The sequence below is a fragment of the Pseudomonas farris genome (genome assembly GCF_019145235.1).
Lineage (GTDB): Bacteria > Pseudomonadota > Gammaproteobacteria > Pseudomonadales > Pseudomonadaceae > Aquipseudomonas > Aquipseudomonas farris.
Genome location: NZ_JAHSTV010000006.1, coordinates 374,182 through 400,558, shown reverse-complemented (window position 1 = coordinate 400,558; position 26,377 = coordinate 374,182). Strand labels below are relative to the sequence as shown.

Here is a 26,377-nt window from a genome sequence, read left to right as displayed (position 1 = left end):
TGGTCATCGTGTCCCGACTTTTTTCTATCTTTGTCGCATTTGTCGCAAGTTTTCTGCTGATTGGCTCAGCGCAAGCCGAAGTCAAAGTCCTCACCAGCATCAAGCCCCTGCAGCTGATCGCCGCTGCGGTACAGGACGGTATAGCGGTTCCGGAAGTCTTGCTGCCGCCCGGCGCTTCGCCGCATAACTATGCCTTGCGCCCATCCGACGTACGGAAAGTGCAATCGGTGGAGCTGGTGTACTGGATCGGCCCGGACATGGAAGGTTTCCTGCCTCGCGTGCTGACAGGTCGTACGCTGCCCAGCATCGCGGTGCAGGATTTGCCCGGCCTGAAACTGCGACATTTCGCCGAAGATACCCACTCCCACGCCGAAGAAGCCGACGAGCATGATCACGATCACCGCCCCGGCAACCTGGATGCGCATTTGTGGTTGTCACCGATCAACGCCCGCGTGATCGCCACCAAAATAGCCACCGATCTGAGTGCTGTCGATCCGGCCAACGCGGCGCGCTACCAGAGCAACCTCAAGGCGTTCGATGAGCGTCTCGATGCTTTGGACTTGCGCCTGAAGGCTCGCCTGGCGGGCATCGCGGGCAAACCTTACTTCGTGTTCCACGAAGCCTTCGATTACTTCGAAGACGCTTACGGCCTCAAGCACACCGGCGTGTTCAGTGTCGCAGCCGAAGTGCAGCCCGGTGCCCAACACGTGGCAGCGATGCGCACGCGGTTGCAAGAAGTCGGCAAGACCTGCGTGTTCAGCGAACCACCGCTGCGCCCGCGCCTGGCAGAAACCCTGGTGGCAGGGCTGCCGGTGAAACTGGCGGAACTGGATGCACTGGGCGGCTACACGCCAGCAACCGCTCAGGGGTATGAGCAGTTGCTGGAAAAGCTGGGGAATGATTTGGCGGGGTGTCTGGAGTCGTTGTAACCGTCCCGCAGAACTGTGGCGAGGGGGCTTGCCTCCGTCGGGCTGCGAAGCAGCCCCCGCTCAATGAGTTTGCAGGGGAGCGCTTCGCGCTCCAATGGGGGCAAGCCCCCTCGCCACAATTTAAAGCGCGAAAGGCAACGGCGTACTGACCTTCTGCCGCTGCGCCAAGCGCAGCTGAAACTCCATCGGATCGTGAATCAACACGTCCTGCCCGGCGAAAGACTCCGCGGCGATCAAGCGCGACAACCAGAACCGTACGCACGCCACGCGCAGCATAGTCGGCCATAGCTCGGCTTCGGCAGCGGTAAATGGTCGCAACGTGGCATAAGCCCCCAGCAATGCCCGCGCCCGAGCGCCATCGATCTGCCCTTGCTCGTCCGAACACCAATCGTTCAAGGCAATCGCCACGTCATAGAGCATCGGCCCCGAGCAGGCGTTGTAGAAGTCGATCAACCCGGTCAGGTGTGTGCCTTCGAACATCGCGTTATCGCGGAACAGATCCGCGTGGATGTTGGCTCGCGGCAACGCCAGAATTTTCGTCTTCTGTTGTGTGATTTCATCCAGCGCCCGTTGCAGCAAATCGCTTTGCTCGGCATTCAGATGCGAAAGCAACTGCGTGCCCTCTTCCAGCATCCAGTCCAGGCCGCGATCGGTTTTGCGTTTGATCATGTTGGCCTGGGTCGCCAAGTGCAGATGAGCCAGCAGCTCGCCGACCTGAGCGCAATGCTGCGCGTTAGCGTCTTTGATGTGCTTGCCCGCCAGACGTGGCTGCAGCAGCGCAGGTTTGCCGGCCAGTTCGCGCAAGGCGACGCCGTCGGTGGTGCGCAGGGCATAAGGCACCGGCAGGTTGGCGTCGTGCAGCACGTCGAGCAGCTCGATGAAGAACGGCATCTCCTGCACCGGACCACGCTCGACCAGGGTCAGGACAAATTCGCCCTGCTCCAGGCTGATAAAGAAATTGGTGTTTTCGCTACCGGCGGCGATCCCCTGGAAATCAAGCAGGCGGCCAAGCCCGTAAGGGGCGAGAAAGGTTTCCAGCTCGGGCCGAGCCAGGGGGGTGAACACAGACATGGTTAAAACTGCCAGTACGGGCGCCGCGACTGCCAGCGCCGATTTAAGTTAGGAGCGGTTTACCACTCGAATATTTTCCACGACGGAATCAGCATATCCGGCTGGTCCGAGCGGATGAAGTTACCGTCCGAGCCATCAGCACGCACCAGGAAATACGGTTTACCGACTTTCGGGGTCACCTTGATGGCGTACAAAAAGCCATTTTGCCGATATTCCTGAATGGTTTTGTCACCTTCAGTGCGGATTGTTACATCTGGGTCCGCCGAGGGCGCGTCGTCCGCCGCCATGACAGCCAATGGAGTGATTGCAAACAAGCCAGCCAGCAACAAGCGATTTAGTGTGCGCATGATAACCTTGTCCCTTTGTCGTCAACGGTCCCGCTATTCTAGCGCCGGACCCGCCGAAAAGGTTGATCCTGCTCATGAGCCAAGCCCCCCTCGTCCTGGTGGACGGTTCTTCTTATCTGTACCGCGCCTTTCACGCGCTGCCACCGCTGACCACGTCCAAAGGCCTGCCGACCGGAGCGGTCAAGGGCGTATTGAACATGCTCAAGAGTCTGCGCAAGCAGTACCCGGACAGCCCGTTCGCCGTGGTATTCGACGCCAAGGGCGGGACGTTCCGCGACGCGATGTTCGCCGAATACAAGGCCAATCGCCCAAGCATGCCCGACGATATGCGGGTCCAGATCGAGCCGCTGCACGCCAGCGTCAAGGCCTTGGGCTTTCCATTGCTGTGCGTGGACAACGTTGAAGCCGACGACGTGATCGGCACCCTGGCCCGCAGTAGCGCGGCCGCCGACCGTCCGGTGGTGATCTCCACCGGCGACAAGGACATGGCGCAACTGGTCGACGGGCACATTACCTTGGTCAATACGATGACCGGTAGCGCGCTGGACGTGGAAGGCGTGAAGGAGAAATTCGGCGTCGCTCCCGAGCAGATCATCGATTATCTGGCACTGATGGGCGATTCGTCCGACAACATCCCGGGCGTTCCGGGTATCGGCCCCAAGACTGCTTCCGGCCTGCTGGTCGGCGTGAACGGCGGCCTGACCGAGCTCTATGCGCAGCTCGACATCGTCCCGACCCTGCCGATTCGCGGCGCCAAAACCCTGCCGGCCAAGCTCGAAGAGCACAAGGAGATGGCGTTCCTCTCCTATCAACTGGCAACCATCAAGATCGACGTACCGCTGGACATCGGGCTCGACGATCTGCAAATGGGTCCGCCGGATCACGACAAGCTCGCCGAGCTTTACACCTTGCTGGAATTCAAAAGCTGGTTCGAAGAGAACCAGCGCGACGCCAAGCGCTCGGGTCAGGAAATTGTCGAGGTCGTCCAGGAACAGCCGGGCGCCGCCGAAGCGAAGTACGAAACCATCCTCGACCAGAAGCACTTCGAGGCCTGGCTGGACAAGCTCGACAAGGCACCACTGATCGCCTTCGTCACCGAAACCAATGGCACCGATGCTCAACATGCACAACTGGTGGGTCTGTCGTTTTCCGTCGCGGCCAACGAAGCGGCCTATATTCCGCTGACCCATTCCTACATGGGCGTACCGGAGCAACTGGATCGCGACACCGTGCTGCTGGCGTTGAAACCGCTGCTGGAAAACCCGAACAAACTGAAAGTCGGCCAACACGCCAAGTTCGAAACCAATATCCTCGCCAACTGCGCCATCGGTGGCGATCAGAGCAACGGGATTATTGTTCAGGGTATTGCCTACGACACCATGCTTGAGTCTTACGTCCTGGACTCGACGGCCACCCGCCACGACATGGACAGCCTGGCGCTCAAATACCTGGGCCAAAGCAAAACCGACATTCAAGGGATCGCGGGCAAAGGCGTCAAACAGCTGACTTTCGACCAGATCTCTCTTGAGCTGGCCGGCCCCTATGCTGCCGAAGATGCCGATGTCACCTTCCAGTTGCACCTGGCTTTGCAGGAAAAACTGGCAGCAACGCCAAGCCTGGGCAAAGTGCTCAACGAGATTGAAATGCCGCTGATGCCGGTTCTGGCCCGTATCGAGCGTCAGGGCGCGCTCGTGGATGCCAACCTGCTGGGCATCCAGAGCGTCGAACTGGGCGAGAAACTGGTCGCCCTTGAGCGTGAGGCGTTCGCCATTGCCGGTGAAGAATTCAACCTCGGTTCGCCGAAGCAACTGGGCGTGATCCTCTACGAAAAGCTCGGTTTGCCCGTACTCAGCAAAACCGCCAAGGGTCAGGCCTCGACTGCCGAAGCGGTGTTGGCCGAGTTGGCCGAACAGGACTACCCGCTGCCCAAGGTGCTGATGCAATACCGCTCGCTGAGCAAGCTCAAAAGCACCTACACCGACCGTTTGCCAGAGCAGATCAATGCTCGTACCGGGCGCATTCATACGTCTTACCAGCAAGCCGTTGCCGCCACCGGACGGTTGTCGTCCATCGACCCGAACCTGCAGAACATTCCAATTCGCACTGCTGAAGGTCGCCGGATTCGTCAGGCGTTCGTCGCACCGAAAGGCTACAAGCTGCTGGCCGCGGACTACTCGCAAATCGAACTGCGGATCATGGCGCATCTGGCCAAGGACGAAGGCTTGCTGCACGCCTTCCGCAACAACCTCGATGTACACCGGGCAACGGCCGCAGAGGTGTTTGGCGTCGAGCTGGACGCTGTCACTAACGATCAGCGTCGTAGCGCAAAAGCCATCAACTTCGGTTTGATCTACGGCATGAGCGCGTTTGGCCTGGCCAAGCAGATCGGCGTTGACCGTAAACAGTCCCAGGCCTACATCGACCGTTATTTCGCCCGTTATCCCGGCGTACTGGAATACATGGAGCGCACGCGCGCCCAGGCCGCCGAGCAAGGTTTCGTCGAAACCATCTTTGGTCGTCGCTTGTACCTGCCGGAAATAAACGCGAAAAACCAGGCCCTGCGCAAAGCTGCGGAGCGCACGGCAATCAATGCCCCAATGCAAGGCACCGCGGCGGACATCATCAAGAAAGCCATGGTAACGGTGGATAACTGGCTGACATCGTCAGGCCTGGACGCCAAAGTCATCCTGCAGGTACACGATGAATTGGTGCTTGAGGTGCGTGAGGACCTGATCGACCAGGTGCGTGAGGAGATTCGCGTACACATGAGCAGCGCCGCACAGCTGGATGTACCGCTTCTGGTCGAGGTAGGCGTAGGCAACAACTGGGATGAGGCGCACTGATCGGCTGAAAGACGCCTGTGCTGCGGCCTTATGCCGCAGCACAAAATAACGAAGGGCTATAGTGCGGAAAATGACATCGATTATTTCCAATGGTTTTTGAAAATAGTCTGAACTAAATCCGTGAACCGCCACTCAGAGATACTGAATGGCTGGTGAAGCCCTTCGATGCTCCTATGTTGTGTTAAGTGTTGGCAGATATCTGGACCCCGCCCTAGCGGTCCGGAGCTTGAACCCCGGAACTTCTCCCTCCCCATATGAAGTCCGGGGTTTTTTTTGCCTGCAGATTTGTCTGGAGAGGGTTACTCGGCAATCTCAGCGCCTTTGTCCGCCAGCTCCATCCAGCCCGCCAGTACAGTGTAGGCGTCTTCGAGGCCCATGCGTTTGGGTGCCGAAAACAGCTGGATAGTGATCGAGTCGCCCCAGCCCTTGCGGATTTCCGCCTGAACCTTGAGCAGCGCGTTTTTCGCCGCGCCGTAGGTCAGCTTGTCGGCCTTGGTCAGCAAAATATGCATCGGCATGCCACTGGCGATGGCCCAGTCGAGCATCAGCAGGTCGAAATCGGTCATTGGATGACGGATGTCCATCATCAGAATCAAACCTTTCAAACTCTCGCGACCACCCAGATAGGCTTCCAGGTGACGCTGCCAGTGCAGCTTCAACGGGATTGGCACTTTCGCGTAACCGTAACCCGGCAGGTCGACCAGACGGCGTTCATCGTCTAGCTTGAAGAAGTTCAACAGCTGCGTGCGACCCGGTGTTTTCGAGGTCCGCGCCAGGCTGGCGTGTGTCAGGGTGTTCAACGCGCTGGATTTGCCGGCGTTGGAACGCCCGGCGAAGGCCACTTCAAAGCCTTCGTCGTCGGGGCATTGGTCGACTTTGGCGGCGCTGAGCATAAAGGTGGACTGTTGGCACAGACCGAGGATGGGGTTCTTGAGTTGCATGGGATTTCCGATGTGGGCGGCGCCGGGAATGGACGCGGCAAGCAGTGTCGTTTCCGTTTCAGTGACGCCAGTATATAATGCCGCAGATTTTGTGTGCGCTTTGTCCCAGCGTAGGATGAAGTTCACGAGAGCGATTAACCTTGATTGCGCATTAGAACGCAGCACGCTCTCAACCCTGAAAAGGTCGTTTTATGACGAAATGGCTGCTAGCTGCCGGTGTCTTGATGCCGCTTTACAGCGCTCAGGCTACACAGGATCCGGAAGCTGTGTACAACCGTGTTTGTGGTGCCTGTCATTCCGGCCAACTACCCATGGCGCCCCGCAAAGGCGATCAGGAAGCTTGGACGCCGAGGTTGGCGAAAGGTATGGAGACGCTGGTGCAACACGTGACCCAGGGTTTCAAGGCGATGCCGCCGCGTGGTTTGTGCATGGACTGCAGTGCCGAGGATTACCGAGCCATCATCCACTGGATGAGCGAGTAAACCCGGCCCATAACTCTTTAACCCTTAGCCGTAGTTGGATTAGCTGATGAACAAATTGATCGTGAGTCTGCTGTTGACCGTGGGGATCTCCGGCATTGCCCATGCTGCAGGTGATGCGACTGCTGGTCAGGCGAAAGCCGCAGTATGTGGCGCCTGTCATGGCCCGGATGGCAATAGCATGGCGCCTAACTTTCCGAAACTGGCAGGCCAGGGCGAGCGTTATCTGAACAAACAGCTGCACGACATCAAGTCCGGCAAGCGCACGGTACTGGAAATGACTGGCCTGCTGACCAACCTGAGCGATCAGGATCTGGCTGATATCTCCGCCTACTTCGCCAGCCAAAAAGGCAGCGTCGGCGCCGCCGACCCGAAAGTCGTGGCTCGCGGTGAAGCACTGTTCCGTGGTGGCGACCTGGCCAAGGGCCTGCCAGCCTGCACCGGCTGCCACTCTCCAGATGGCAAGGGCAACGCAGCTGCCGGCTTCCCGCATCTGGGCGGCCAGCATGCTCAGTACGTCGGCAAGCAACTGACCGACTTCAGAAAAGAAGAAGGCGGCCGGACCAACGACGGCGATACCAAACCGATGCAGAGCATCGCTAAAAAGCTGAGCGACGAAGATATCGCCGCAGTCTCCAGCTATATTCAAGGCTTGCACTAAGGTCTGCGATCGAGCGTTGTGAGGGGTGTACATCTCTTGCAACGTTAACACTCGATTAATCCGTCGATGCAAACATAAAAAGGGTGGCTTTGGCTGCCCTTTTTTGTGGCCGCTGCCGTTACACTACAAACTCAAGTCCGCCAGGATCTGTCTGAAAACAGGTCGCGCGAGGCGACCCAATTGTCCAGGAGTAAAGCATGCGTAATCTGATCATCAGCGCCGCGCTCGTCGCTGCCAGCCTGTTCGGCATGACTGCCCAAGCCGCCGAAAAACCTGAAGCGCCCTATGTCGAGCTGAGCAATCCGGTCCCGGTGGCCGTGCCTGGCAAGATCGAAGTCGTGGAGCTGTTCTGGTACGGCTGCCCGCATTGCTATGCCTTCGAACCGGTGATCAATCCCTGGGTTGAGAAACTGCCTTCCGACGTGAATTTCGTGCGCATTCCGGCCATGTTTGGCGGCCCTTGGGACGCCCATGGCCAAATGTTCCTGACCCTTGAATCCATGGGTGTCGAGAGCAAGGTGCATGCGGCAGTTTTTGAAGCGATTCAGAAAGAACACAAGAAACTGACCGACAAAGAAGACATGGCCGACTTCCTGGCGACCCAAGGTGTAGACAAGGACAAGTTCCTGGCCACCTTCGACTCCTTCGCCATCAAGGGCCAGATCAACAAAGCCAAAGAACTGGCAAAGAAATATGAAATCTCCGGCGTGCCTACCATGGTCGTCAACGGCAAGTATCGCTTTGACATCGGCTCTGCCGGCGGTGCCGAACAAGCGCTGAAACTGGCCGACCAACTGGTTGCCAAAGAGCGAGCGGCAACCAAGGCCGTCGCCAACTAAGCGCGGCACCTGCCATGCGCCGCTGGGGAACTGAACGCATCGTTGGCCTGCATCATCCGCGGGTCAACGAACATCACCTGGAAGCAACGGGGTTGCCCGTGGACAGCCGTCTGCGTTTGCTCAGTTTCAATATCCAGGTCGGCATCAGTACCGAGCGCTATCGGCACTATCTGACCCGCGGCTGGCAGCATCTGCTGCCGCACAACGGGCGTGCCGACAACCTGCAAAAAATCGGCAATCTGCTGGGCGACTTCGATCTGGTCGCCTTGCAGGAAGCCGATGGCGGGAGTCTGCGATCAGGCTACGTCAATCAGGTCGAACACCTGGCGCAGCTCGGCGCCTTCCCCTACTGGTATCAACAACTCAATCGCAACCTCGGTCATCTCGGTCAGCACAGCAATGGCGTGCTCAGTCGACTGCGCCCGTGGGCGATTGAAGATCATCCGCTGCCGGGGCCCAAGGGTCGCGGGGCCATTCTGGTCCGCTTCGGCGAAGGTCCAGAGGCGCTCGTGGTAGTGATGATGCACCTGGCGCTGGGCGCTCGGGCCCGCAGCTTGCAACTGGCCTACATCCGCGAGTTGATCGGCGGTTATAAACACCAGGTGCTGATGGGCGACATGAACACCCATGCCAGTGACTTGCTGCAAAACTCCCCGTTGCGTGATTTAGGCCTGCTCGCGCCGCAACTGGAAGCGACCTTCCCCAGTTGGCGCCCACAGCGTTGCCTGGACCATATTCTGCTCAGCCCTACCCTGACCCTTGAAAAGGTCGAAGTGCTGGCACATCCCATTTCCGATCACCTGCCGGTCGCGGTAGAGATTCGTCTGCCGGGTTCGCTCACGGCCGATGCATTGCCCGCGTTGAGTCCTGCCTGAATGAGCGACGAAGCACAGCGCTGGAAAGAGAAGTACCTCAAAAGCATCGAACAACAAGAAAAACTGGAACGTCGATGGGACGCCCGACTCGACTTGCTGCGTCGCGGGCTGGTGCGCAGTACCCTGGCCGCAGAAGGCACCGATCGCGCCGTTGACCAATGCATGAAGGAAATGCGCGAAGTCGTACGCACCGATGACATGGATGCCGGCCTGGCTGCCTTGCTGCCGCGTCTGGAAAAAGCCGTGCTCGACTCCGAGCAGCGCCGGGAAACCCGGGTCGATCAAGTCAGTGCCGCCCTGACAGCGCTAGTCTCTCAGCTGCAAGCGTTGCCTTTGCCCCGGGAAGTGAGCCGGCCGCTGAAAAATTTCGCCAAACAGCTGGACGGACGCGTAGGCCAGGCTCGCGAAATCCCATTGCTGCTCAGCGAGTTGAGCGGCTTGCAAGGCAAAGCCTTGAACCTGTTGGAGAACCCTGCCGAACCTGGTCGCCCGGGTTTCCTGCAGCGGTTGTTCGGTAGGGAAACGGAAGAGACCGCGCCACAGTTCGCCGCCCCCGAATCGCAAATGCCTGCCCCGCAACCTGTCGAACCGATTACAGCATCGGCCGAGCCCCCACAAGCGATGGCCAATCTCACGCCAGTCGCCGATAAGCCGCAAGTGGTGTTGCCAACCGTAGAAGCCGCCCTGCCAGCTGCTGCGCGCCCTGAGCCAGCGCAAATTAAGGCGCCAACAGCAATGGCACCTGCGGCTGAAGTCGTGGCGTTTGACCCGCCCGTCCTTGAGCCAGAAGCTACGAGCAGCCAAGTCCTGGCGTTACAAACCCGACCGAATGTCGAGCAGCCACAAGACCCGGCTCCAGCGATCAGCCTACCGGCCACTCAGGCTCCGTCGGCAATCAATCCCGATGAACTGACTCCGGTGACCATCGATCCAGAGCCGTCCGAGCACGATATTCTGTATGCCCTGCCGGACTCGCCGGAGCCGTCCTACAGTTCTGTCGCCAAGCACATCGAAGACACGCTGGTGGGCCTTCTCGATGACCTGGCATTGCCCGAGCGCCATCGCCCGCAAGCCGAGGCGATGCGCGATCGTCTTCAAAATGGCTTGAACTGGTACGAATTGCTACCGATTCTCGATGACCTGGCAACATTGATGCTGGCAATCACCGACAGCGGCCAGCACGAATTCGAAGCATATCTACAGCAACTCAACGAACGCCTCGAGTCATTTCAGAGCAACCTGCAAGCGGCGAGCGACGGCCACGCCGACAACCGCTCGGCCGCGCGGGAGATGGACACGCAGATTCGCGAGAAAGTCGACGGCTTGCAAAGCAGCATGCAGGAAGCGGCAGACCTTGATGATCTCAAGCATGTGCTGGAAAACCATCTCGAAGGCCTGCTCGGCACCATGGACCAACACCAGAAGCAGCGCGACGAGCGTGAACAGGAAGTAGCAGCCCGCCTGCAAAGCCTGGCCGAAAGAGTTGCCCACATGGAGCAGGAAGCCTTGGGCTACCGCGAGCATCTCGAAGAGCAGCGCCAGAAGGCGTTGATCGATCCATTGACCGGCCTGCCGAATCGAGCAGCCTGGAGCGAACGCCTGGAGCATGAAATCGATCAATGGCAGCAACATGGGAATACTTTGTTACTGGCAATGCTCGACCTCGACCATTTCAAACGCATCAATGACAACTATGGTCATCTGGCGGGCGACAAGGTGCTGAAAATCATCGCCAGCGTGCTACGCAAGCGTCTGCGCGGGACGGATTTTATTGCCAGGTTCGGCGGTGAGGAGTTTGTGTTGTTGATGCCAGCCACACTACCTATGGCTGGCGCGAAACTGCTGGAAACCTTGCGCGCATCGATCGAAGCCTGCCCGTTCCACTTCAAGGGCGAGCGAGTCACCATCACCATTTCCATGGGACTGACTGCATTCAGACCCGGCGAACATAGCGATCTTGTGATTAAAAGAGCTGATCAGGCGCTATATCGGGCGAAAAATAATGGCCGGAATCGAATAGAACTGGGTTGATAGCTAATTGTGCCATTTTGTTTAAAACAGCACTTTTGCCGTCTGCGCCCAAAGCAATGCCGTTACACTGTTGCATTATTGTCCTGCGCGTACTGTCTTCTGCCATGAAATTTCTTGCTCTTATTGCGTCGCTGCTTTTATTAGCCGGGTGTGCCAGCGGCCCCCGGGTCGACACCAGCCACCCTTCAGCCAATTACGATAATCGTATTCAGTTTGTGGTGATGCACTACACCTCCGCTTCCCTGGAGGAGTCGCTGAAATTGCTAACCCATGGCGAGGTCAGCAGCCACTATCTGATTAGCGACGACAAGCGCGCCACTATTTATAAGCTAATGGATGAAAATTTCCGGGCCTGGCACGCTGGCGAAAGCGAATGGCAAGGTCGGACCTGGCTGAACTCCAGTTCCATTGGTATCGAGATCGTTAATCAGGGCTTTGAGGACACCCCGAACGGGCGTCTTTGGTATCCCTACAGCGAAGCCCAGATTCAGTCGATGATCTTCCTGCTCAAGGACATCAGTAAGCGCCAAGGGATCAGCCCCCGCCATATCATTGGTCATAGCGACATCGCACCGATGCGCAAACTCGACCCCGGCCCGCTGTTCCCCTGGAAGCGCCTGGCTGCCGAAGGCCTGGGGATCTGGCCGAACGAGCAGGCTGTGGCACGGCAACAAGCGCAGTTCGCCGTGCAATTACCCAGCATCAGTTGGTTTCAGGGACAGCTTGCCCGCGTGGGCTATGCCACGCCGCAAACCGGCGAACTGGATGTAGAGACACGTAATGTGCTGGCAGCCTTTCAGCTGCATTTTCGCCCTTCCCGTTTCGACGGTACACCGGACGCACAAACCGCGGCGATTCTTCAGGTGTTGAATCAGACAAAATAATGACGCCCGCCCGACGGTCAGCGCTTTTTCCAAATCAGCAGCTATAACTCATTGGTAATTCTTCGGATATTCCATGATGCCTGCTGCTCGGGAGAGACTGCATAGCTGGTTCTATCGCCCTTGGTTTTTGGCGATGCTGGCTACTGCCTTGAGCGCAACGCTTCTGACGGTCGGCAGTTTGTTCGTGGCGATGCATCAAGTCGAGCACAACGAAAGCCTGGAAATGAATGCCCAGGGAGAACGCTTTCTGGTTCGTCTGGAGCAGCTGTTCGGGCAGTTGCGCGAAAGCCTCGATGACCTGGAAGCCCAACCGTTGCGAGGCTGCGATGACGAAATGATCGCCACCCTGCAGCAGGTCAGCTTCAACTACCGCTTCGTTTATGAAGCCGCTTATATGGACACTTCGCGAACCTGCTCCAACCGCCCTCGCCAGGAAGGGGTGTCGCTGATCCGACCGCCGGACATCAAAGGCCCCACCTACAGCTATTGGCTGAACACCACCACCGAACCCGATGAGAACCGCGCCGCCCTGATGCTAGGGCGTGGCAATTTCCGGGTGGCGACGTCCCGCGGGCATTTGACCGACATGGTCGATCTGTCTCCAGGGAGCAGCCTGTTGGTGGTGCTCGACCACGGCACCCGGGCGATTCCGGTGCTCGGTGTCGCGCAGGCCTGGCCCCCCGCGGAGCCCTGGCCCCCGAAAAGTCCCAATGCGCTGCAAGTCACCCATACCCGCCTGATTTACCGAATGCCCACTAACACCCCCGAATACCAACTGGTACTGATCACCCCACGCACAGGAATGCATGTACCGGCAGTATGGTGGTGGTTACTGCCGGCCAGCCTGGCGTTGAGTGCCTGTGTAGGCATTCTGGTGTTTTTGCTGGTACGCCAGCGTCAGTCGCTGGATGCCGAACTGCAAGGCGCCATGCGGCGAGGCGAGTTGCAGGTGTTGTATCAACCGATCTTCGACCTCGACAGCCGCAACTGCGTCGGTGCCGAAGCCCTGTTGCGCTGGCGAAGGCCGGACGGCACGCTGACCAGTCCCGACCTGTTCATTCCGATGGCGGAGAATACCGGCCAGATTCGCCAGATGACCGACTTTGTATTGCAGCGCCTGCTGGAACAGCTCGGGCAACTGTTGCGGTCCAATCCGCAGCTGTACATCTCGGTTAACCTGGCGGCCTGCGATGTCATGGTGCCGCGTATCGGTCAGGTGATAGCGCGCCTGCTAAGTGTGCACCGGGTAGCGGCCAGGCAGATTGCCTTTGAGGTGACCGAACGCGGATTGGTCGATGTGGTGGTGGCCCGAGAAAACCTGCAAGCCCTGCGGGATGTCGGGCATCAGGTGCTGATCGACGACTTTGGCACCGGCTATTGCAGCCTCGCCTACCTGCAAACCCTACCGGTGGACTGCCTGAAAATCGACAAGGCGTTTATCGACGCGCTGGGCCACGACGCCGCCAGCAGCGGCGTGGCACCGCACATCATTCGCATGGCTCAGGCCCTGCAACTCAAGGTGATTGCAGAAGGCATCGAACATGAAGCCCAAGCGGTGTTTCTGAGCAGCGAAGGGGTTAAGTTCGGTCAGGGCTGGCTGTTCGCCCACGCACTGAGCGCCGTGCAGTTCATCGAACTAATTACCCGTGGCCGCCGATTGAGGATGCGACGTCTGGATGACGAAGCCTGAGATGGCTACGGTTTATATCGCCAGTGCCATATAGAACTGTGTCCCCTGCCCCGGCCGTGAATAGACACCCATCCGCCCGCCATGCAGTTGCACGATTTCCTTGCACAGCGCCAGACCAAGCCCGGCACCGCCCTTTTTGCGGCCGACCTGGACAAAGGGCTCGAAGATCCGTCCCTGCTGGCCGTAGGCAATGCCCTCGCCGTTGTCCTCGACACTGATAATCATCCGCTCTCCATGGCGCCGGGCCTGCAAACGGATCAGTCCGTCGTGGGAGGTATGGCGCAAGGCGTTGTCGATCAGGTTGTCGAGCACCCGCTCCAGTTGTGCCTGATCGGCTTGCAGCCGCGGCAACGGCCCCTGCACTTCCACCAGCAGCTCAATGCCCTTCTCCTGCGCCGAGACGGCAAAACGTGTCTGGGCCTGATCCAGCAAGTCTTCGATGGAGCACGGTGCCAGCGTGAGTTTTTGCAGGCCGTTCTGATAGCGAGAGAAATTCAGCAGGTCGTTGATCAACTGCATGAGGCGCTGCATTTCTTCGTTGACGGTGTCCAGCAGGTCGGCTTCGCGAGAGTCTGCGGCAAAATGCGTCCGCTCGCGGAACAGGCCGAATGCCATGTGCATCCCGGTAACCGGTGTGCGCAACTCATGGGAAGCGCGCAGGACGAACTCGCTACGTACCCGTTCGAAGGCACGCTGTTCGGTGACGTCATGCAACACCATCACCGCACCGAGAATATGACCCTGGGTATGGCTGACCGGGGTCAGGCTATACGTCAGCAATCGCGACTCGCCATCCACCTCGATATTCAGGTCCTCCGGCGCGCGCTCCAGTGTGCCGCCGCGCAATACCAGCTGCAGTTGTTCATCCAGTTCGGGACGCTCAAGCGCCGTGCCCAGCCCTTGACCGAGACGATCGGTGTCCCAGCCTAATTGGCGCTGAGCCACCGGGTTGAGGTGCTCGAGATGACCTTGACGATCGATAATCAGCAAACCGTCGTCGATGCTGTCGAGCACCGCTTGCAAACGTTGCTGACCGGCGAGCAGCTCGTCGATATTGGTAGCCTGGTGCTCACGCAGGGCCTCGGCCATGATTCCGAAACGCCGGGTCAACTGATTCATTTCCACCGCGGAAGAAATCGGCAGGGTCACTTCGAAATTACCTTGGCCGATGTTGTCAGCCGCCGCGGCCAAGGCCTCGATCGGAGCCCCGAATCGCCGGGCGATCGCATGGGCAGTAATGAACCCGATGAACAGCACTGCCACCCCGACCAACCCAAGCAGGCCGGCAATCAATAGTGCCCGCTCCCGGGCCTTGCGTTCGATCTCGTTGATATTGTCCAGTGCGCGCTTCTGTTCATAAATCAAGCCATTACGCAACGCGTTGAATTTCTCTTTGAGATCCCCGTCACCACTGACTACCTGTACCGGAGCACGGGAAAGATCAAAGGCCTGCAGTAAGCTCTGATAATCGGCCTTGGCCTTTTTGAAACCATACTGGGTGCCTTCGCTGGACGGCTCGCGAGCAATGCCTTCGTCAAGCAACTCAAGGGAATGCTGCTTGGATGCCTCGAACGCCGCAGCATCAGGTTGCTCGTCGAGCATGATGATCAGTTGATCACCCAGGGTCTGACGCAGCTTCAATCCCAGGTCCAGCGTGACGAAGTTGTCACGGATCAGGGCTTCCTGAGTACCTGCCATCTGCATCACGCTGACCAGCCCGAGCAAGAGCCCAAGCAGCGCCACCGTAATCAGCGCGGAAATACTCAGAAACAGCCGGGTGCGCAACGTCATCGCCAGTTTCATCGATTACGACTCACAGGTTGTACTGCTTGCGTTTGCGGTACAGGGTCGAGGCATCGATACCCAGGGTCTTGGCCGCCTGATCCAGCGTGTCGGCCGTGGCGAGGACCGCGCCAATGTGAGCTTTCTCCAACTCATCCAGGCTCAACGCAGCACCAATGCGCGGCGTGTGGTTAGCCGGGGCCTCGGCCATGCCCAAGTGGCTGAGCTCGACCCGCTCCTGCGGGCAAATAATGCTCGCGCGCTCCACCACGTTGCGCAGCTCGCGAATGTTGCCCGGCCAGCGGTAGCTGAGCAGCGCTTCGCGGGCCTCGTCGCTGAAACACCGGGCCGGACGCGAGTATTCCTTGACGAAGCGCGCCAGGAAGCGGTCTGCCAGGTTAAGAATGTCTTCCCTGCGCTCGCGAAGCGGCGGCAAGTGCAAGGTGATGACGTTCAGGCGATAGAGCAAGTCTTCACGAAAACGACCATCGCGAACCATGTCTTCCAGATTGAGGTTAGTCGCTGCGAGGATTCGCACGTCAGCGCGACGCGTCACCGGATCGCCCACGCGTTCGTATTCCTTATCCTGAATGAAACGCAGCAATTTTGGCTGCAAGGTCAGGGGAAAATCGCCGATCTCGTCGAGAAACAGCGTTCCGCCGTCGGCCTGATTGACACGACCCAAGGTACTTTCACTGGCACCGGTGAAGGCGCCCCGGCTGTGGCCGAAAAGCTCGCTGTCCATCAACTCTGCAGTCAGGGATGGACAATTGATGGTCACGCAGGATTTCTTCTGGCGTTTGCTCCAGCCGTGAATCGCCCGTGACAGTTCACCTTTACCGGTGCCTGACTCGCCGAGAAGCAGAATATTAGCGTCGGTACTGGCAACCTGGCGTGCGGTTTCGAGTACTACTTTCATGGCCGGACTGTGGGAATCCAGGCCCTCTTTGGGTTTGCGCACTTCACCTTCGAGGGCTTCCAAACGCGCCGAGAGTTGTCGTACTTCCAGCTGTTTGGCAGTGGCCAGACGCAACTGGTCGGGGCTGCAAGGTTTGACCAGATAGTCGGCGGCACCAGCCTGAATCGCATCCACGGCAGTGTCCACCGCCGAGTGAGCAGTCACGATCACCACCCGCATCCACGGCGCCTGGATGCGCATTTGGGCCAGCACATCGAGCCCATTGTCTTCACCCAGGCGCAAATCGAGGAAGCACAGATCGAAAACCTGGCGCTGCAATAAGGCCTCGGCCTGAGCAGCGCTGGTCGCGGTGGCCACGCTGTAGCCTTCATCTTCGAGGCAATAGCGAAAGGTTCGGAGGATGGCGGATTCATCATCCACCAGCAGAATGCGGCCTTGATGCTCAGTGGCTGATTCCATGTTCCTGCGCTCCTTTAATTGTTGATTTTGGTTAGGCCCAGAAAAATCGGGCAAGTTGCATGATTGATTGTGGCCGATTTCAGCCAAATCAGCGGAGCTATCTACTTATCAACAAGATAACCAGCTGATTTATTTGATTTTTTATTAATGAACCGTTCTTCGGCGATGGCCTGCGTCCCTTTCTGACATCTGCGCCCTTCCCTCAATTCCAAAAATATTGAAAGTATTCGCGAGTCCATCGTGCATTACGCACGACCTCAGAAGGGCCATCGTGCAGGATGCGTTCAGAACGATTTGGACAAATCATTTAACTCATTGATTTAGAACGAATTAACACTTACAAAAAGGTGGCATGCAGGCTGCAGGAGTCTGGGTAACAAGGGCATTTAATGAACCAGCGCCCGCCAAAGATCACTACCCCAGCGTGGGAGGAACTTCAGGATGAATCGCCAAGGTGCCGCCCAATTGCGTATCTCGCCATTGCTTGTCCAGCAAGGCTTGTTTGTCCTGCTGGCGCTATTGATCACCTTGATTGGCGGCCAGCAGTACTTGCGTTGGGAACAGAGCCAGCAGCCAGAGACGCCGCACCTGTCGATTCCACACACTCCCCAAACCCATTTCAGCGCCGTCAGCAGCAGCCTGGCTGACAGCGACTCGATGCGAATGATGGACGTCGACCAGGCCCAGCCTGTGGATGAGACGCCTCAGGAACGTTGGGTGTTTTAGGTAAACGAACTTGGCGCGCTCGACGCGCCGGGAAAAGCACCACAAGCACCACCTTTCAACAGAACGCGTAAGGAGAATCACCATGTTGAGTTGGGCAATCACATTCTTGATCATTGCCATCATCGCTGCAGTACTGGGCTTCGGTGGTATCGCGGGCACCGCCACGGGTATCGCCAAGATTCTCTTTGTCGTATTCCTGGTGATGTTCATTGCTTCCTTCTTCTTTGGCCGCCGCGGTCGAGGCTGACCATGAGCATTTCGTTAAAGACAGTGGCAGCCGCCCTGCTTCTGGGCGGCAGTGCCATGGCAATGGCGGCCAACGATGGCCAGATGCGGGTCAATGAATTGCTCACTGCAGACCCGCAGTACCGTGAAACCTGGCAAGGCGTTGTGAAGAAAGAAGAACGCCTGCCGGAATGGGTGATGAACCTGTCCGGCGATGCCGAGCAAATGAATGCTGTTGAAGAGGATGGCGACCAGTATCTGGTCGGGCCGCTCTGCGAAACCCGGCAGACGTGTCTGAACAACCGCTTGATCGTGGCATTCAGCTTCGACAAGAAGGATGCCTACGCCATGCTGGTCGAAGTGCCAGCAGGCCTGCCGGCCGACAAGTCGCCCACACGACATGCCGACTACCGCTTCCTGGGAAAACCGGACGAAGGCATGCAGAAGTTGTTGATGGAGCAACTGAAGAAAGATCCGAACTGGTACTGAGTTTCGAAACACGAAAGAGGCCCCAGCGCTTCTTTCCACTGCGCTACCCGAGGACGGTAGACGCATGACCAAGGGGTCGGGACGTTCTGACTGTTCAGGGTCGGAGTGACCTAGGGGTACAGGGAGTACCCGCGCAAGGGCCGGGTCAGGTAAAGCTGCGACGCAAGTTCGCCGGGGCCAGAGGGCTCGACGGACTTGCGGAGGGCTTCAACGTGCAAAACGTTGATCTAGAGCACTCAGTTCATCTGCTATTGCTGCATATTCCCCGCAAAACCGTTTCGCGGTGTTTCTTCGTGACCGTATATCGAGAAAGCTCCGACTTTCTCGAGACGATAATTCACAGCCAAACGTAGGCCTTTTCCTAAATTTCCGCCTATTTAAAAAACATCGACCTGCGCTGAAATGGCCGGCTCACGGCACTTATGCCCGCCTGAATGTCGTATTCAAACCGGGTGGGACGCGGGTTTCAGTTAAAAAATCTCATGCCGATTCGGCATAGGGTAGGCGTTTACGGCATTAGACGGCGCTTCCCGGCATCGGAATAGTTGCGCCTTTTTCGCTGCCTGAGAGCTGTAAATGCTCGCTCGCGGGGACCTTATACGGGGGCCGATGCAAGACTTGTTCGCCATTGAGCGTTTCAGTTCATGCATCAGCCTGAGTCAAACGCAAGTAAGGGTAAAGATATGAAGAAGGCAAAGCTTAGCCTCGCCTGGCAGATCCTCATCGGTCTGGTTCTGGGGATAGCAATTGGTGCACTGCTCAACCATTTCAGTGCCGAAAAGGCTTGGTGGATCAGCAATGTCCTGCAACCGGCAGGCGATATCTTTATCCGTCTGATCAAGATGATCGTGATCCCGATCGTGATTTCCTCGCTAGTTGTCGGCATTGCTGGCGTGGGCGACGCGAAGAAACTCGGTCGCATCGGTCTGAAGACCATCATTTACTTCGAAATCGTCACCACCATCGCCATTCTGGTCGGTCTGGTGTTGGCCAACGTGGTCCATCCGGGCACCGGCATCGACATGAGCACCCTGGGTACGGTGGATATTTCCAAGTACCAGGCCACTGCCGCCGAGGTTCAGCATGAACATGCGTTCATCCAGACCATCCTCAACCTGATCCCGTCGAACATCTTCGCGGCCATGGCCCGCGGCGAAATGCTGCCGATCATCTTCTTCTCCGTGTTGTTCGGTCTCGGTCTGTCGAGCCTGCAATCGGACCTGCGCGAGCCGCTGGTGAAGATGTTCCAGGGCGTATCGGAAAGCATGTTCAAGGTCACCCACATGATCATGAACTACGCCCCGATCGGCGTGTTCGCATTGATCGCGGTGACCGTGGCCAACTTCGGCTTCGCCTCTCTGCTGCCGCTGGCCAAATTGGTCGTTCTGGTTTACTTCGCCATCGCCTTCTTCGCCTTTGTGGTGCTGGGCCTGATCGCTCGCCTGTTCGGCTTCTCGGTGATCAAGCTGATGCGCATCTTCAAGGATGAGCTAGTCCTGGCCTACTCCACCGCCAGTTCCGAAACCGTGCTGCCGCGCGTGATCGAGAAGATGGAAGCCTACGGCGCGCCGAAAGCCATCTGCAGTTTCGTGGTACCGACCGGCTACTCGTTCAACCTCGACGGTTCGACCCTGTACCAAAGTATCGCGGCAATCTTCATTGCCCAGCTCTACGGCATCGACCTGTCGATCAGCCAACAATTGCTGCTGGTGCTGACACTGATGGTCACCTCCAAAGGCATCGCCGGCGTACCGGGTGTGTCCTTCGTGGTGCTGCTGGCCACTTTGGGCAGCGTTGGTATTCCGCTGGAAGGCCTGGCGTTCATCGCCGGTGTCGACCGCATCATGGACATGGCCCGTACCGCGCTAAACGTGATCGGCAACGCCTTGGCCGTGCTGGTCATCGCACGCTGGGAAGGTATGTACGACGACGCCAAGGGCGAGCGCTACTGGAACTCTCTGCCGCACTGGCGCAGCAAGGAAAAATTGCCGGTTGGCGAAATTTCCAGCAACTGACGCTCCCACATTGGTCTTTTGCCAGCAGTACTAAACAAACCCCGGAGAAATCCGGGGTTTGTCGTTTCTGACTACCCCGCTATCATTCGCCGCATCTTCCGGGGGATTCGACTGATGCTTAATGGCTTGTGGCTTGGCTTCTTCATCGTGGCGGCCGTATCGGCGCTCGCGCAGTGGCTGATCGGCGGCAACGCCGGGATCTTTGCGGCGATGGTGGAGAGCATTTTCGCCATGGCCAAATTGTCGGTCGAGGTCATGATCCTGCTGTTCGGCACCCTCACCCTCTGGCTGGGGTTTCTGCGGATTGCCGAAAAGGCAGGGATCGTCGAATGGCTGGCTAAGGCGTTGGGCCCGCTGTTCCTGCGCCTGATGCCGGAAGTGCCGCCCGGGCATCCAGCCATCGGTCTGATCACGCTCAACTTCGCCGCCAATGGCCTGGGCCTGGATAACGCCGCCACGCCGATCGGCCTCAAAGCCATGAAGGCGCTGCAAGAGCTCAACCCCAGCGACACCATTGCCAGCAACGCGCAAATCCTGTTTCTGGTGCTCAACGCCTCCTCCCTGACTTTGCTGCCGGTGACGATCTTCATGTACCGCGCCCAGCAAGGCGCGCCCGATCCGACCCTGGTGTTCCTGCCGATTCTGCTCGCGACCAGTTGCTCGACCCTGGTCGGCCTGTTGTCGGTGGCGTTCATGCAGCGTCTGCGCCTGTGGGACCCGGTGGTGCTCGCCTACCTGATTCCCGGTGCCTTGGCACTCGGTGCGTTCATGGCGCTGCTGGCGACGCTCTCGGCGACGGCTCTGGCGGGCCTGTCATCGATCCTCGGCAACCTGACGCTGTTCGGGCTGATCATGCTGTTTCTGGTGATCGGCGCATTGCGCAAAGTGAAGGTCTACGAAGCGTTCATCGAAGGCGCCAAAGAAGGCTTCGACGTGGCCAAGAATTTGCTGCCGTATCTGGTGGCGATGCTCTGCGCTGTGGGCGTGCTGCGAGCATCCGGAGCGCTGGATTTCGGTCTGGACGGGATTCGTCATCTGGTGGAATGGGCCGGTTGGGACACGCGCTTCGTCGACGCGCTACCGACGGCCATGGTCAAACCCTTCTCCGGCAGCGCCGCACGGGCAATGCTGATCGAAACCATGAAAACCTCTGGAGTCGACAGCTTCCCGGCGCTGGTGGCGGCGACGATTCAGGGCAGTACCGAAACAACCTTCTATGTGCTGGCGGTGTACTTCGGCGCGGTGGGCATCCAGCGCGCGCGGCATGCGGTGGGGTGTGCATTGCTGGCGGAATTGGCGGGTGTTCTTGGCGCGATCGGGGTTTGCTACTGGTTCTTCGGCTAAACCAAGAACCCTGTGGGAGCGGGCTTGCTCGCGAAGAGGCCGGTACATTCAACATCTCTGTTGACTGACACACCGCCTTCGCGAGCAAGTCGAATCGTCGCACCGCCGCTCCCACATTAAATAGGCATCCGACCTTTATGGCCTCAGCGGCGGCGCAACCTTCTGACCTTGCTCCACCGTCCAAGCCACCACCTGCGCCGTCAATTGGTCGCTGGCCAAGCCAAAACCGGTCACCACTGCCGGCACCTTCACATCACTCAACGGCTGACGCACTTCAAAGTGCCGGCTGGCGAGGATTCGCTGGTCATACCCACGCACCAGCAACGCATCCAGGCGCACGACCACACTCGCTGCCGTGCCCTGATACTCGGTCTGGAATGCTTGCAGGTTGCCGCCCAGCTCCAGGTCTGCCTGGAAATTGCTGTCATCGGTGCTGAGCAACGGCACGCGACCGTCACGCTGGAAACCATCAAGCAGACGATTACGCAACAGCACCGGTGCCGGATCGCTCCAGCGTGAAGCCTTGTAGCTGCTGATCAGGTCACCTTGAGGTATCACTGCGATTTTCGGGTTGTTCAAGGCTTCGCTAGTCTGAGGCTTGGCCAGCCGCAACGACCAGCGCTGCGGCGTGCCGTGTTGGGCCGATGCGTCGCGCTGTGCCGACGGCAGTCGATAGACATCGGACGGCTCGGCCTTGGGGAAAATCGAACAGGAAGCGACCAACGCAAAACCGGCGAGGAGGGCGAGATGAGCCTGCTTCATGGCGTGAACTCCTTGTTCTTGTCATTGCCCAGCAGGTAACCGCTGGGGTTGGCCTCAAGCCGCTGGGAAATGGTCCGCAACGAACTCAAGGTATCGCGCAGCTCGCGCACCGCCGGCGCCAGGCCATTGAAGCCCTGCATGCCGCTGTTGAGGGAATCCTGATTGGCGGAAAGCAATGTGTTGATGGTCGCGCTGCTTTGCTCCAGGGACTTCATCGCTTGCTCGGCACTGCCGAACATCTGCTTGCCCTGATCGTTGAGCAGGCCATTGGCATTGCGCATCAACGCGGTGGTCTGTTCCAGGGTGGCGCTGGCCTGCTTGCCAACCGAAGCCAGTTGCTGCATCGCCTGACGAATATCGCCGCGCTGATCGGCAATGGTGCCTGTGGTTTGCTCCAGGTTCTCCAGGGTGCTGCTGATACGCGCGACGTTCTCCGAGGAAAACAACTGATTGGCGTTGTGCATCAACACGTTCACGCCCGCCATCAGATCGCTACTGTCATTCATCAACCGGGCAATGGGCGAGGGCGATGCAACGATTGTCGGCAAATCACCGTCCTTGCCCTTGAGCGTCGGACTTTGTGGCGTGCCGCCGCTGAGCTGGATGATCGAAGTCCCGGTGATCCCGGTCAGCGCCAGCTTGGCCTGGGTGTCTTCTTTGATCGGAGTGTCTCCGCCCAGGCGAATCCGCGCCAACACCCGGCGCGGATCGTTCGGGTCCAGGCGCAGCATCACCACGTCGCCGACCTTGATCCCGCTGTACTGCACGGCGCTACCGTTGGACAGGCCGCTGACCGCCTCGTTGAAGACGATTTCGTAATCCTTGAATTCGGTATCGACACTGGACTTGGCCAGCCACAGACCGAAGAGCAGGGCGCCTGCCACCACTATGACGGTGAACAGGCCGATCAATACGTGATGAGCTCGGGTTTCCATGTCAGACCTCGTTGAGCTGGTTAGCGGCCGTCAGCGCCGCGCGGCCGCGAGGGCCATGGAAGTATTCGTGAACCCACGCATCATCGGTTTCCGACACCTTGTCGATGGCGTCCGCCACCAGCACTTTCTTCTGCGCCAGCACCGCCACCCGGTCGGTGATGGTGTAGAGCGTGTCGAGGTCGTGGGTCACCAGAAACACACTCAAGCCCAAGGCATCGCGCAGGGTCAGGATCAGTTGATCGAAACCGGCGGCGCCAATCGGGTCTAGACCGGCGGTGGGCTCGTCGAGAAACAGGATGTCCGGGTCCAGCGCCAACGCTCGGGCCAAAGCCGCGCGCTTGATCATGCCACCGGACAGCGAAGCAGGGTATTTGTCGGCCGCCGACAACGGCAACCCGGCCAACGCCAGTTTCACCGCAGCCAGGTGCTCGGCGTCGGCACGGCTCAGGCCGGCGTGTTCAATCAGCGGCAGGGCGACGTTCTCGGTCACGGTGAGCGAAGAGAACAAAGCGCCTTTCTGGAACAACACACCGAACCGCCGTTCCACCAGCGAGCGCTCGTGTTCCGACAGGCTCGGCAAGTTCTTGCCGAAGACCTTCACCAGCCCTTCGCTGGGCTGACGCAGGCCGACAATGCTGCGCAGCAGCACCGATTTGCCGCTGCCGGAACCGCCGACCACCGCCAGAATCTCGCCCTTGTACAAGTCCAGGTCGAGGTTCTCGTGCACGCTCTGCCGGCCGAAGCGATTGCACAGCCCACGGACTTCAATCACCGCCTCTGAAGGCGCTCGGGGTAAACGACTCACCAGTCCATCTCCATGAAAAACAACGCAGCCACGGCGTCGAGCACGATCACCACGAAAATCGACTGCACCACACTGGACGTGGTGTGCGCGCCGACGGACTCGGCGCTGCCGCTGACCTTGAAGCCCTCGAGGCAGCCGATGGCGGCAATCAGGAACGCAAAAATCGGTGCTTTGACGATCCCCACCAGAAAGTGCTGAACGCCGATATCCGATTGCAGCAGTGACAGGAACATCGCCGGCGAAATATCCAGCGACAGCGCGCAGACCACGCCACCTCCGACAATCCCTGACACCATCGCCAGAAAGGTCAACATCGGCAGCGCCACCAGCAACGCCAGGACGCGGGGCACTACCAGCAACTCCATCGGGTCGAGGCCGAGGGTGCGGATCGCGTCGATTTCTTCGTTGGCCTTCATCGAACCGATCTGCGCGGTGAACGCACTGGCGGTGCGGCCCGCCATCAGGATCGCCGTGAGCAACACGCCGAACTCCCGCAGAAAAGAGAACGCCACCAGGTCCACGGTGAAAATACTCGCGCCAAAACTCGCCAGCACCGTCGCCCCGAGAAACGCCACCACAGCGCCCACCAAAAACGTCAGCAGGGCGACGATGGGGGCGGCATCGAGGCCGGTCTGCTCGATGTGAGCGACCATCGGCGTGAGGCGCCAGCGTTTGGGCCGAAACAACCCGCGAGCGATGGTTTCCAGGATCAGGCCGACGAAACCCAACAGTTGCAGCGTGTCCCGCCAGACTGTGTCGACCGCACGACCAATGCGGGTCAGCAGTTGAATGCCGACGCTGACTTCCGGCTCTTTGATCGGCACACAGAAATCGGTGAGTGAGCAGTACACCGTCTGCAACAAGGCGCGATCAGCGGAAGAAAGGGTGCAATCGGGGTGTTCGGCAGATTTGCCCAGCCGCTCGGCCCCCAGCAGCTCCACCAGCAATGACGCACCCGCCGTATCGAGCGCGCCGAGGCCATTGAGATCGATGTGGGTGTTGCTGTCGTATTGGCCACGGAGCTTTTCGCTCAGGCGGCTGAGATCGGCGTAATGGGCGAGCGTCCAGTCACCCGTGACCCGCAACAGGGCAGGGCTGTGCGAGGTGTCCAGTTGGGCACTGCCGGGCATTGTGCTGCTAGTCATAAGCTCCGTGCTTGTTCGGCTATTACGCAGATCTGACTAATAGCACGAACCGCGTTACTTTTCTTTGATGGGTGTGCTGTCCAGGACCTTGAAGCGCAGCACGCCAATCAGCTGACCGTCCTCAGTCAGCACCCGGACCTGCCATTTGCCTGCGGGGTTGCCGGGGAAGTTCTGCTTGTGGGTCCAGGCGCGGTAGCCTTCCTTGCGCCCCCCGTTGATGTCCAGCGGGATACGGTCGACTTCTTTACCGTTGAACATCCAGACGTGATAAATCCGCTCGGCCAGACCCCGCGGGGCATTGATCGCGGTGTACGCGTACAGCCCACCGCCGCGAATCTGCTCGGCGCTGACTTCTTCCAGGCTCTTGCCGGGGGTTCGATCCTGCATTTGAGTGCTGATCGCCACATCGGTCATCCACAGGGTCGCCGGCGGAACCCAGGAGCGCAGTACCCAACCGGCGGCGCCGATGCCGACGGTGATGCTGAGGATCGCCAACGCATTGCGCACGGTGCGAATCGGGAAGATCGAGGCCAGGCTCGGGAACGACAGCAACATGGCAATGCCCAGCGCCAGTTTGAAGCTCTGGGCGGTGGTCAGGTGCAGGATGACGGGCAGGGCGGTCAGCAGGGCCGCGAACAGGGTCAGGGTGTGCAGCGCCAGGAACGCCCAGCGGCGCGGTGCCAGCCATTTGTAGTAGAGCGGGTCGATGATCGAAATCAGTGCCGCCATGCTCAGTAATCCCGTGAAGAACAACTGGCCGCTGTTCCAGGTGGTGGTGATTAAAAAGAACGGCAGGACGAAGAACAGGCTTTCCTGATGGATCATCTGCGTTGCGTAACGCAGCAGTGGCTGGGGTATTTCGCGCTTGAAGACCCTGGCGAACAGCTTGGTGAGGCTGTTTTCCAGCATCAGCCAGACCCAGCTGACCAGCATGATGGTGGTGATCCAGGTCGCCAGCCCTTGTTGGCGATCCACCAGCATGAAGCTGCCAACCCCTGAAATGAAACCGCCAAGCGCAATGACCCCGGGATAGCGCTTCATCAATTCGAGGATGCGCTGTACGTACAGGGTCAGATTCGGCATTCGGCGATTCACAATAGTCGTGGGAAAAATCCTCGACAGGGTACCGCCCGGGAGGCCCTGTGGCGAGGGGGCTTGCCCCCGTTGGGCTGCGAAGCGGC

General features: G+C 58.9%; 24 protein-coding genes. 14 read left to right on the top strand and 10 right to left on the bottom strand.

Annotation, left to right across the window (positions count from 1 at the left end; all coding sequences use genetic code 11):
- Positions 1-8: 8 nt before the first annotated feature.
- Positions 9-929 carry a zinc ABC transporter substrate-binding protein ZnuA gene (znuA, locus tag KVG95_RS15435; protein ID WP_217857025.1) on the top strand — a complete coding sequence of 307 codons (921 nt, stop codon included), beginning with the start codon at positions 9-11 and terminating at the stop codon, positions 927-929.
- A 120-nt stretch (positions 930-1,049) separates the two neighbouring features.
- Here znuA and KVG95_RS15430 read toward each other — a convergent pair whose 3' ends face one another.
- A complete protein-coding gene (locus tag KVG95_RS15430; protein WP_217857024.1) occupies positions 1,050-2,000 on the bottom strand; it encodes a homoserine kinase in 951 nt (316 codons plus the stop codon).
- A 59-nt stretch (positions 2,001-2,059) separates the two neighbouring features.
- Positions 2,060-2,347, bottom strand: a complete 288-nt coding sequence (locus KVG95_RS15425; RefSeq protein ID WP_008076254.1) for a DUF2782 domain-containing protein — start codon at positions 2,345-2,347, stop codon at positions 2,060-2,062.
- Positions 2,348-2,421: 74 nt separating this feature from the next.
- Between KVG95_RS15425 and polA the strand changes: the two genes are divergently transcribed.
- Positions 2,422-5,190 (top strand): DNA polymerase I, encoded by a 2,769-nt coding sequence (polA, locus tag KVG95_RS15420; RefSeq protein WP_052963562.1) that lies wholly within the window; start codon positions 2,422-2,424, stop codon positions 5,188-5,190.
- A gap of 299 nt (positions 5,191-5,489) precedes the next feature.
- Here the strand turns inward: polA and yihA are convergent, their stop codons facing one another.
- Positions 5,490-6,131 (bottom strand): ribosome biogenesis GTP-binding protein YihA/YsxC, encoded by a 642-nt coding sequence (gene yihA, locus KVG95_RS15415; protein WP_217857023.1) that lies wholly within the window; start codon positions 6,129-6,131, stop codon positions 5,490-5,492.
- Positions 6,132-6,322: 191 nt separating this feature from the next.
- On the opposite strand from yihA, the gene KVG95_RS15410 reads away from it, so the two are divergent.
- The 7 genes from KVG95_RS15410 to KVG95_RS15380 all read left to right on the top strand — a co-directional run bounded on the left by KVG95_RS15410 (position 6,323) and on the right by KVG95_RS15380 (position 13,590).
- A complete protein-coding gene (locus tag KVG95_RS15410) occupies positions 6,323-6,613 on the top strand; it encodes a c-type cytochrome (RefSeq protein WP_038980343.1) in 291 nt (96 codons plus the stop codon).
- A gap of 46 nt (positions 6,614-6,659) precedes the next feature.
- Complete coding sequence (locus tag KVG95_RS15405; RefSeq protein WP_007902879.1) at positions 6,660-7,271, top strand: c-type cytochrome; 612 nt, start codon at positions 6,660-6,662, stop codon at positions 7,269-7,271.
- Between the two features lie 197 nt (positions 7,272-7,468).
- Positions 7,469-8,110, top strand: coding sequence for a thiol:disulfide interchange protein DsbA/DsbL (locus KVG95_RS15400; protein ID WP_217857022.1), 642 nt, complete (start codon positions 7,469-7,471; stop codon positions 8,108-8,110).
- Between the two features lie 14 nt (positions 8,111-8,124).
- Positions 8,125-8,985 carry an endonuclease/exonuclease/phosphatase family protein gene (locus KVG95_RS15395; protein ID WP_217857021.1) on the top strand — a complete coding sequence of 287 codons (861 nt, stop codon included), beginning with the start codon at positions 8,125-8,127 and terminating at the stop codon, positions 8,983-8,985.
- On the top strand, positions 8,986-11,016 hold the full coding sequence (locus KVG95_RS15390; RefSeq protein WP_217857020.1) for a GGDEF domain-containing protein: 2,031 nt from the start codon (positions 8,986-8,988) through the stop codon (positions 11,014-11,016).
- Positions 11,017-11,120: 104 nt separating this feature from the next.
- Entirely contained in the window at positions 11,121-11,900 is a 780-nt protein-coding gene (locus KVG95_RS15385; RefSeq protein ID WP_052963557.1) for an N-acetylmuramoyl-L-alanine amidase, read from the top strand.
- Positions 11,901-11,973: 73 nt separating this feature from the next.
- Positions 11,974-13,590 carry an EAL domain-containing protein gene (locus KVG95_RS15380; RefSeq protein ID WP_217857019.1) on the top strand — a complete coding sequence of 539 codons (1,617 nt, stop codon included), beginning with the start codon at positions 11,974-11,976 and terminating at the stop codon, positions 13,588-13,590.
- A gap of 12 nt (positions 13,591-13,602) precedes the next feature.
- On the opposite strand, the gene KVG95_RS15375 is transcribed toward KVG95_RS15380, so the two are convergent.
- Positions 13,603-15,393 (bottom strand): ATP-binding protein, encoded by a 1,791-nt coding sequence (locus KVG95_RS15375; protein ID WP_217857018.1) that lies wholly within the window; start codon positions 15,391-15,393, stop codon positions 13,603-13,605.
- A gap of 10 nt (positions 15,394-15,403) precedes the next feature.
- Positions 15,404-16,750 (bottom strand): sigma-54-dependent response regulator transcription factor AlgB, encoded by a 1,347-nt coding sequence (algB, locus tag KVG95_RS15370; RefSeq protein WP_052963554.1) that lies wholly within the window; start codon positions 16,748-16,750, stop codon positions 15,404-15,406.
- A gap of 441 nt (positions 16,751-17,191) precedes the next feature.
- Here algB and KVG95_RS15365 point away from each other — a divergent pair, with 441 nt between their 5' ends.
- The 5 genes from KVG95_RS15365 (at position 17,192) to KVG95_RS15345 (ending at position 21,549) form a co-directional block, all read left to right on the top strand.
- Complete coding sequence (locus tag KVG95_RS15365; RefSeq protein ID WP_052963553.1) at positions 17,192-17,476, top strand: hypothetical protein; 285 nt, start codon at positions 17,192-17,194, stop codon at positions 17,474-17,476.
- 82 nt (positions 17,477-17,558) lie between these two features.
- Positions 17,559-17,723: a DUF1328 domain-containing protein gene (locus KVG95_RS15360; RefSeq protein WP_003177151.1), complete on the top strand. Its 165-nt coding sequence runs from the start codon at positions 17,559-17,561 to the stop codon at positions 17,721-17,723.
- A gap of 2 nt (positions 17,724-17,725) precedes the next feature.
- Positions 17,726-18,190, top strand: coding sequence for an inhibitor of vertebrate lysozyme family protein (locus tag KVG95_RS15355; RefSeq protein ID WP_217857017.1), 465 nt, complete (start codon positions 17,726-17,728; stop codon positions 18,188-18,190).
- 683 nt (positions 18,191-18,873) lie between these two features.
- Positions 18,874-20,205: a glutamate/aspartate:proton symporter GltP gene (gene gltP, locus KVG95_RS15350; RefSeq protein WP_052963551.1), complete on the top strand. Its 1,332-nt coding sequence runs from the start codon at positions 18,874-18,876 to the stop codon at positions 20,203-20,205.
- Between the two features lie 114 nt (positions 20,206-20,319).
- Entirely contained in the window at positions 20,320-21,549 is a 1,230-nt protein-coding gene (locus KVG95_RS15345) for a nucleoside recognition domain-containing protein (protein WP_217857016.1), read from the top strand.
- A 135-nt stretch (positions 21,550-21,684) separates the two neighbouring features.
- Here the strand turns inward: KVG95_RS15345 and KVG95_RS15340 are convergent, their stop codons facing one another.
- The 5 genes from KVG95_RS15340 to KVG95_RS15320 are packed head-to-tail and all read right to left on the bottom strand — an operon-like array spanning position 21,685 to position 26,279.
- Entirely contained in the window at positions 21,685-22,311 is a 627-nt protein-coding gene (locus KVG95_RS15340) for an ABC-type transport auxiliary lipoprotein family protein (protein ID WP_217857015.1), read from the bottom strand.
- Positions 22,308-23,246 carry an MlaD family protein gene (locus tag KVG95_RS15335; RefSeq protein WP_217857014.1) on the bottom strand — a complete coding sequence of 313 codons (939 nt, stop codon included), beginning with the start codon at positions 23,244-23,246 and terminating at the stop codon, positions 22,308-22,310. The genes KVG95_RS15340 and KVG95_RS15335 overlap by 4 nt, the downstream gene beginning before the upstream one ends.
- 1 nt (position 23,247) lies before the next feature.
- Entirely contained in the window at positions 23,248-24,051 is an 804-nt protein-coding gene (locus KVG95_RS15330) for an ABC transporter ATP-binding protein (protein ID WP_217857013.1), read from the bottom strand.
- A complete protein-coding gene (locus KVG95_RS15325; protein ID WP_217857012.1) occupies positions 24,048-25,196 on the bottom strand; it encodes an ABC transporter permease in 1,149 nt (382 codons plus the stop codon). Before KVG95_RS15325 ends, KVG95_RS15330 begins: the two co-directional genes overlap by 4 nt.
- Positions 25,197-25,250: 54 nt before the next feature.
- Complete coding sequence (locus KVG95_RS15320; RefSeq protein ID WP_217857011.1) at positions 25,251-26,279, bottom strand: DUF5924 family protein; 1,029 nt, start codon at positions 26,277-26,279, stop codon at positions 25,251-25,253.
- Between the last annotated feature and the right edge of the window lie 98 nt (positions 26,280-26,377).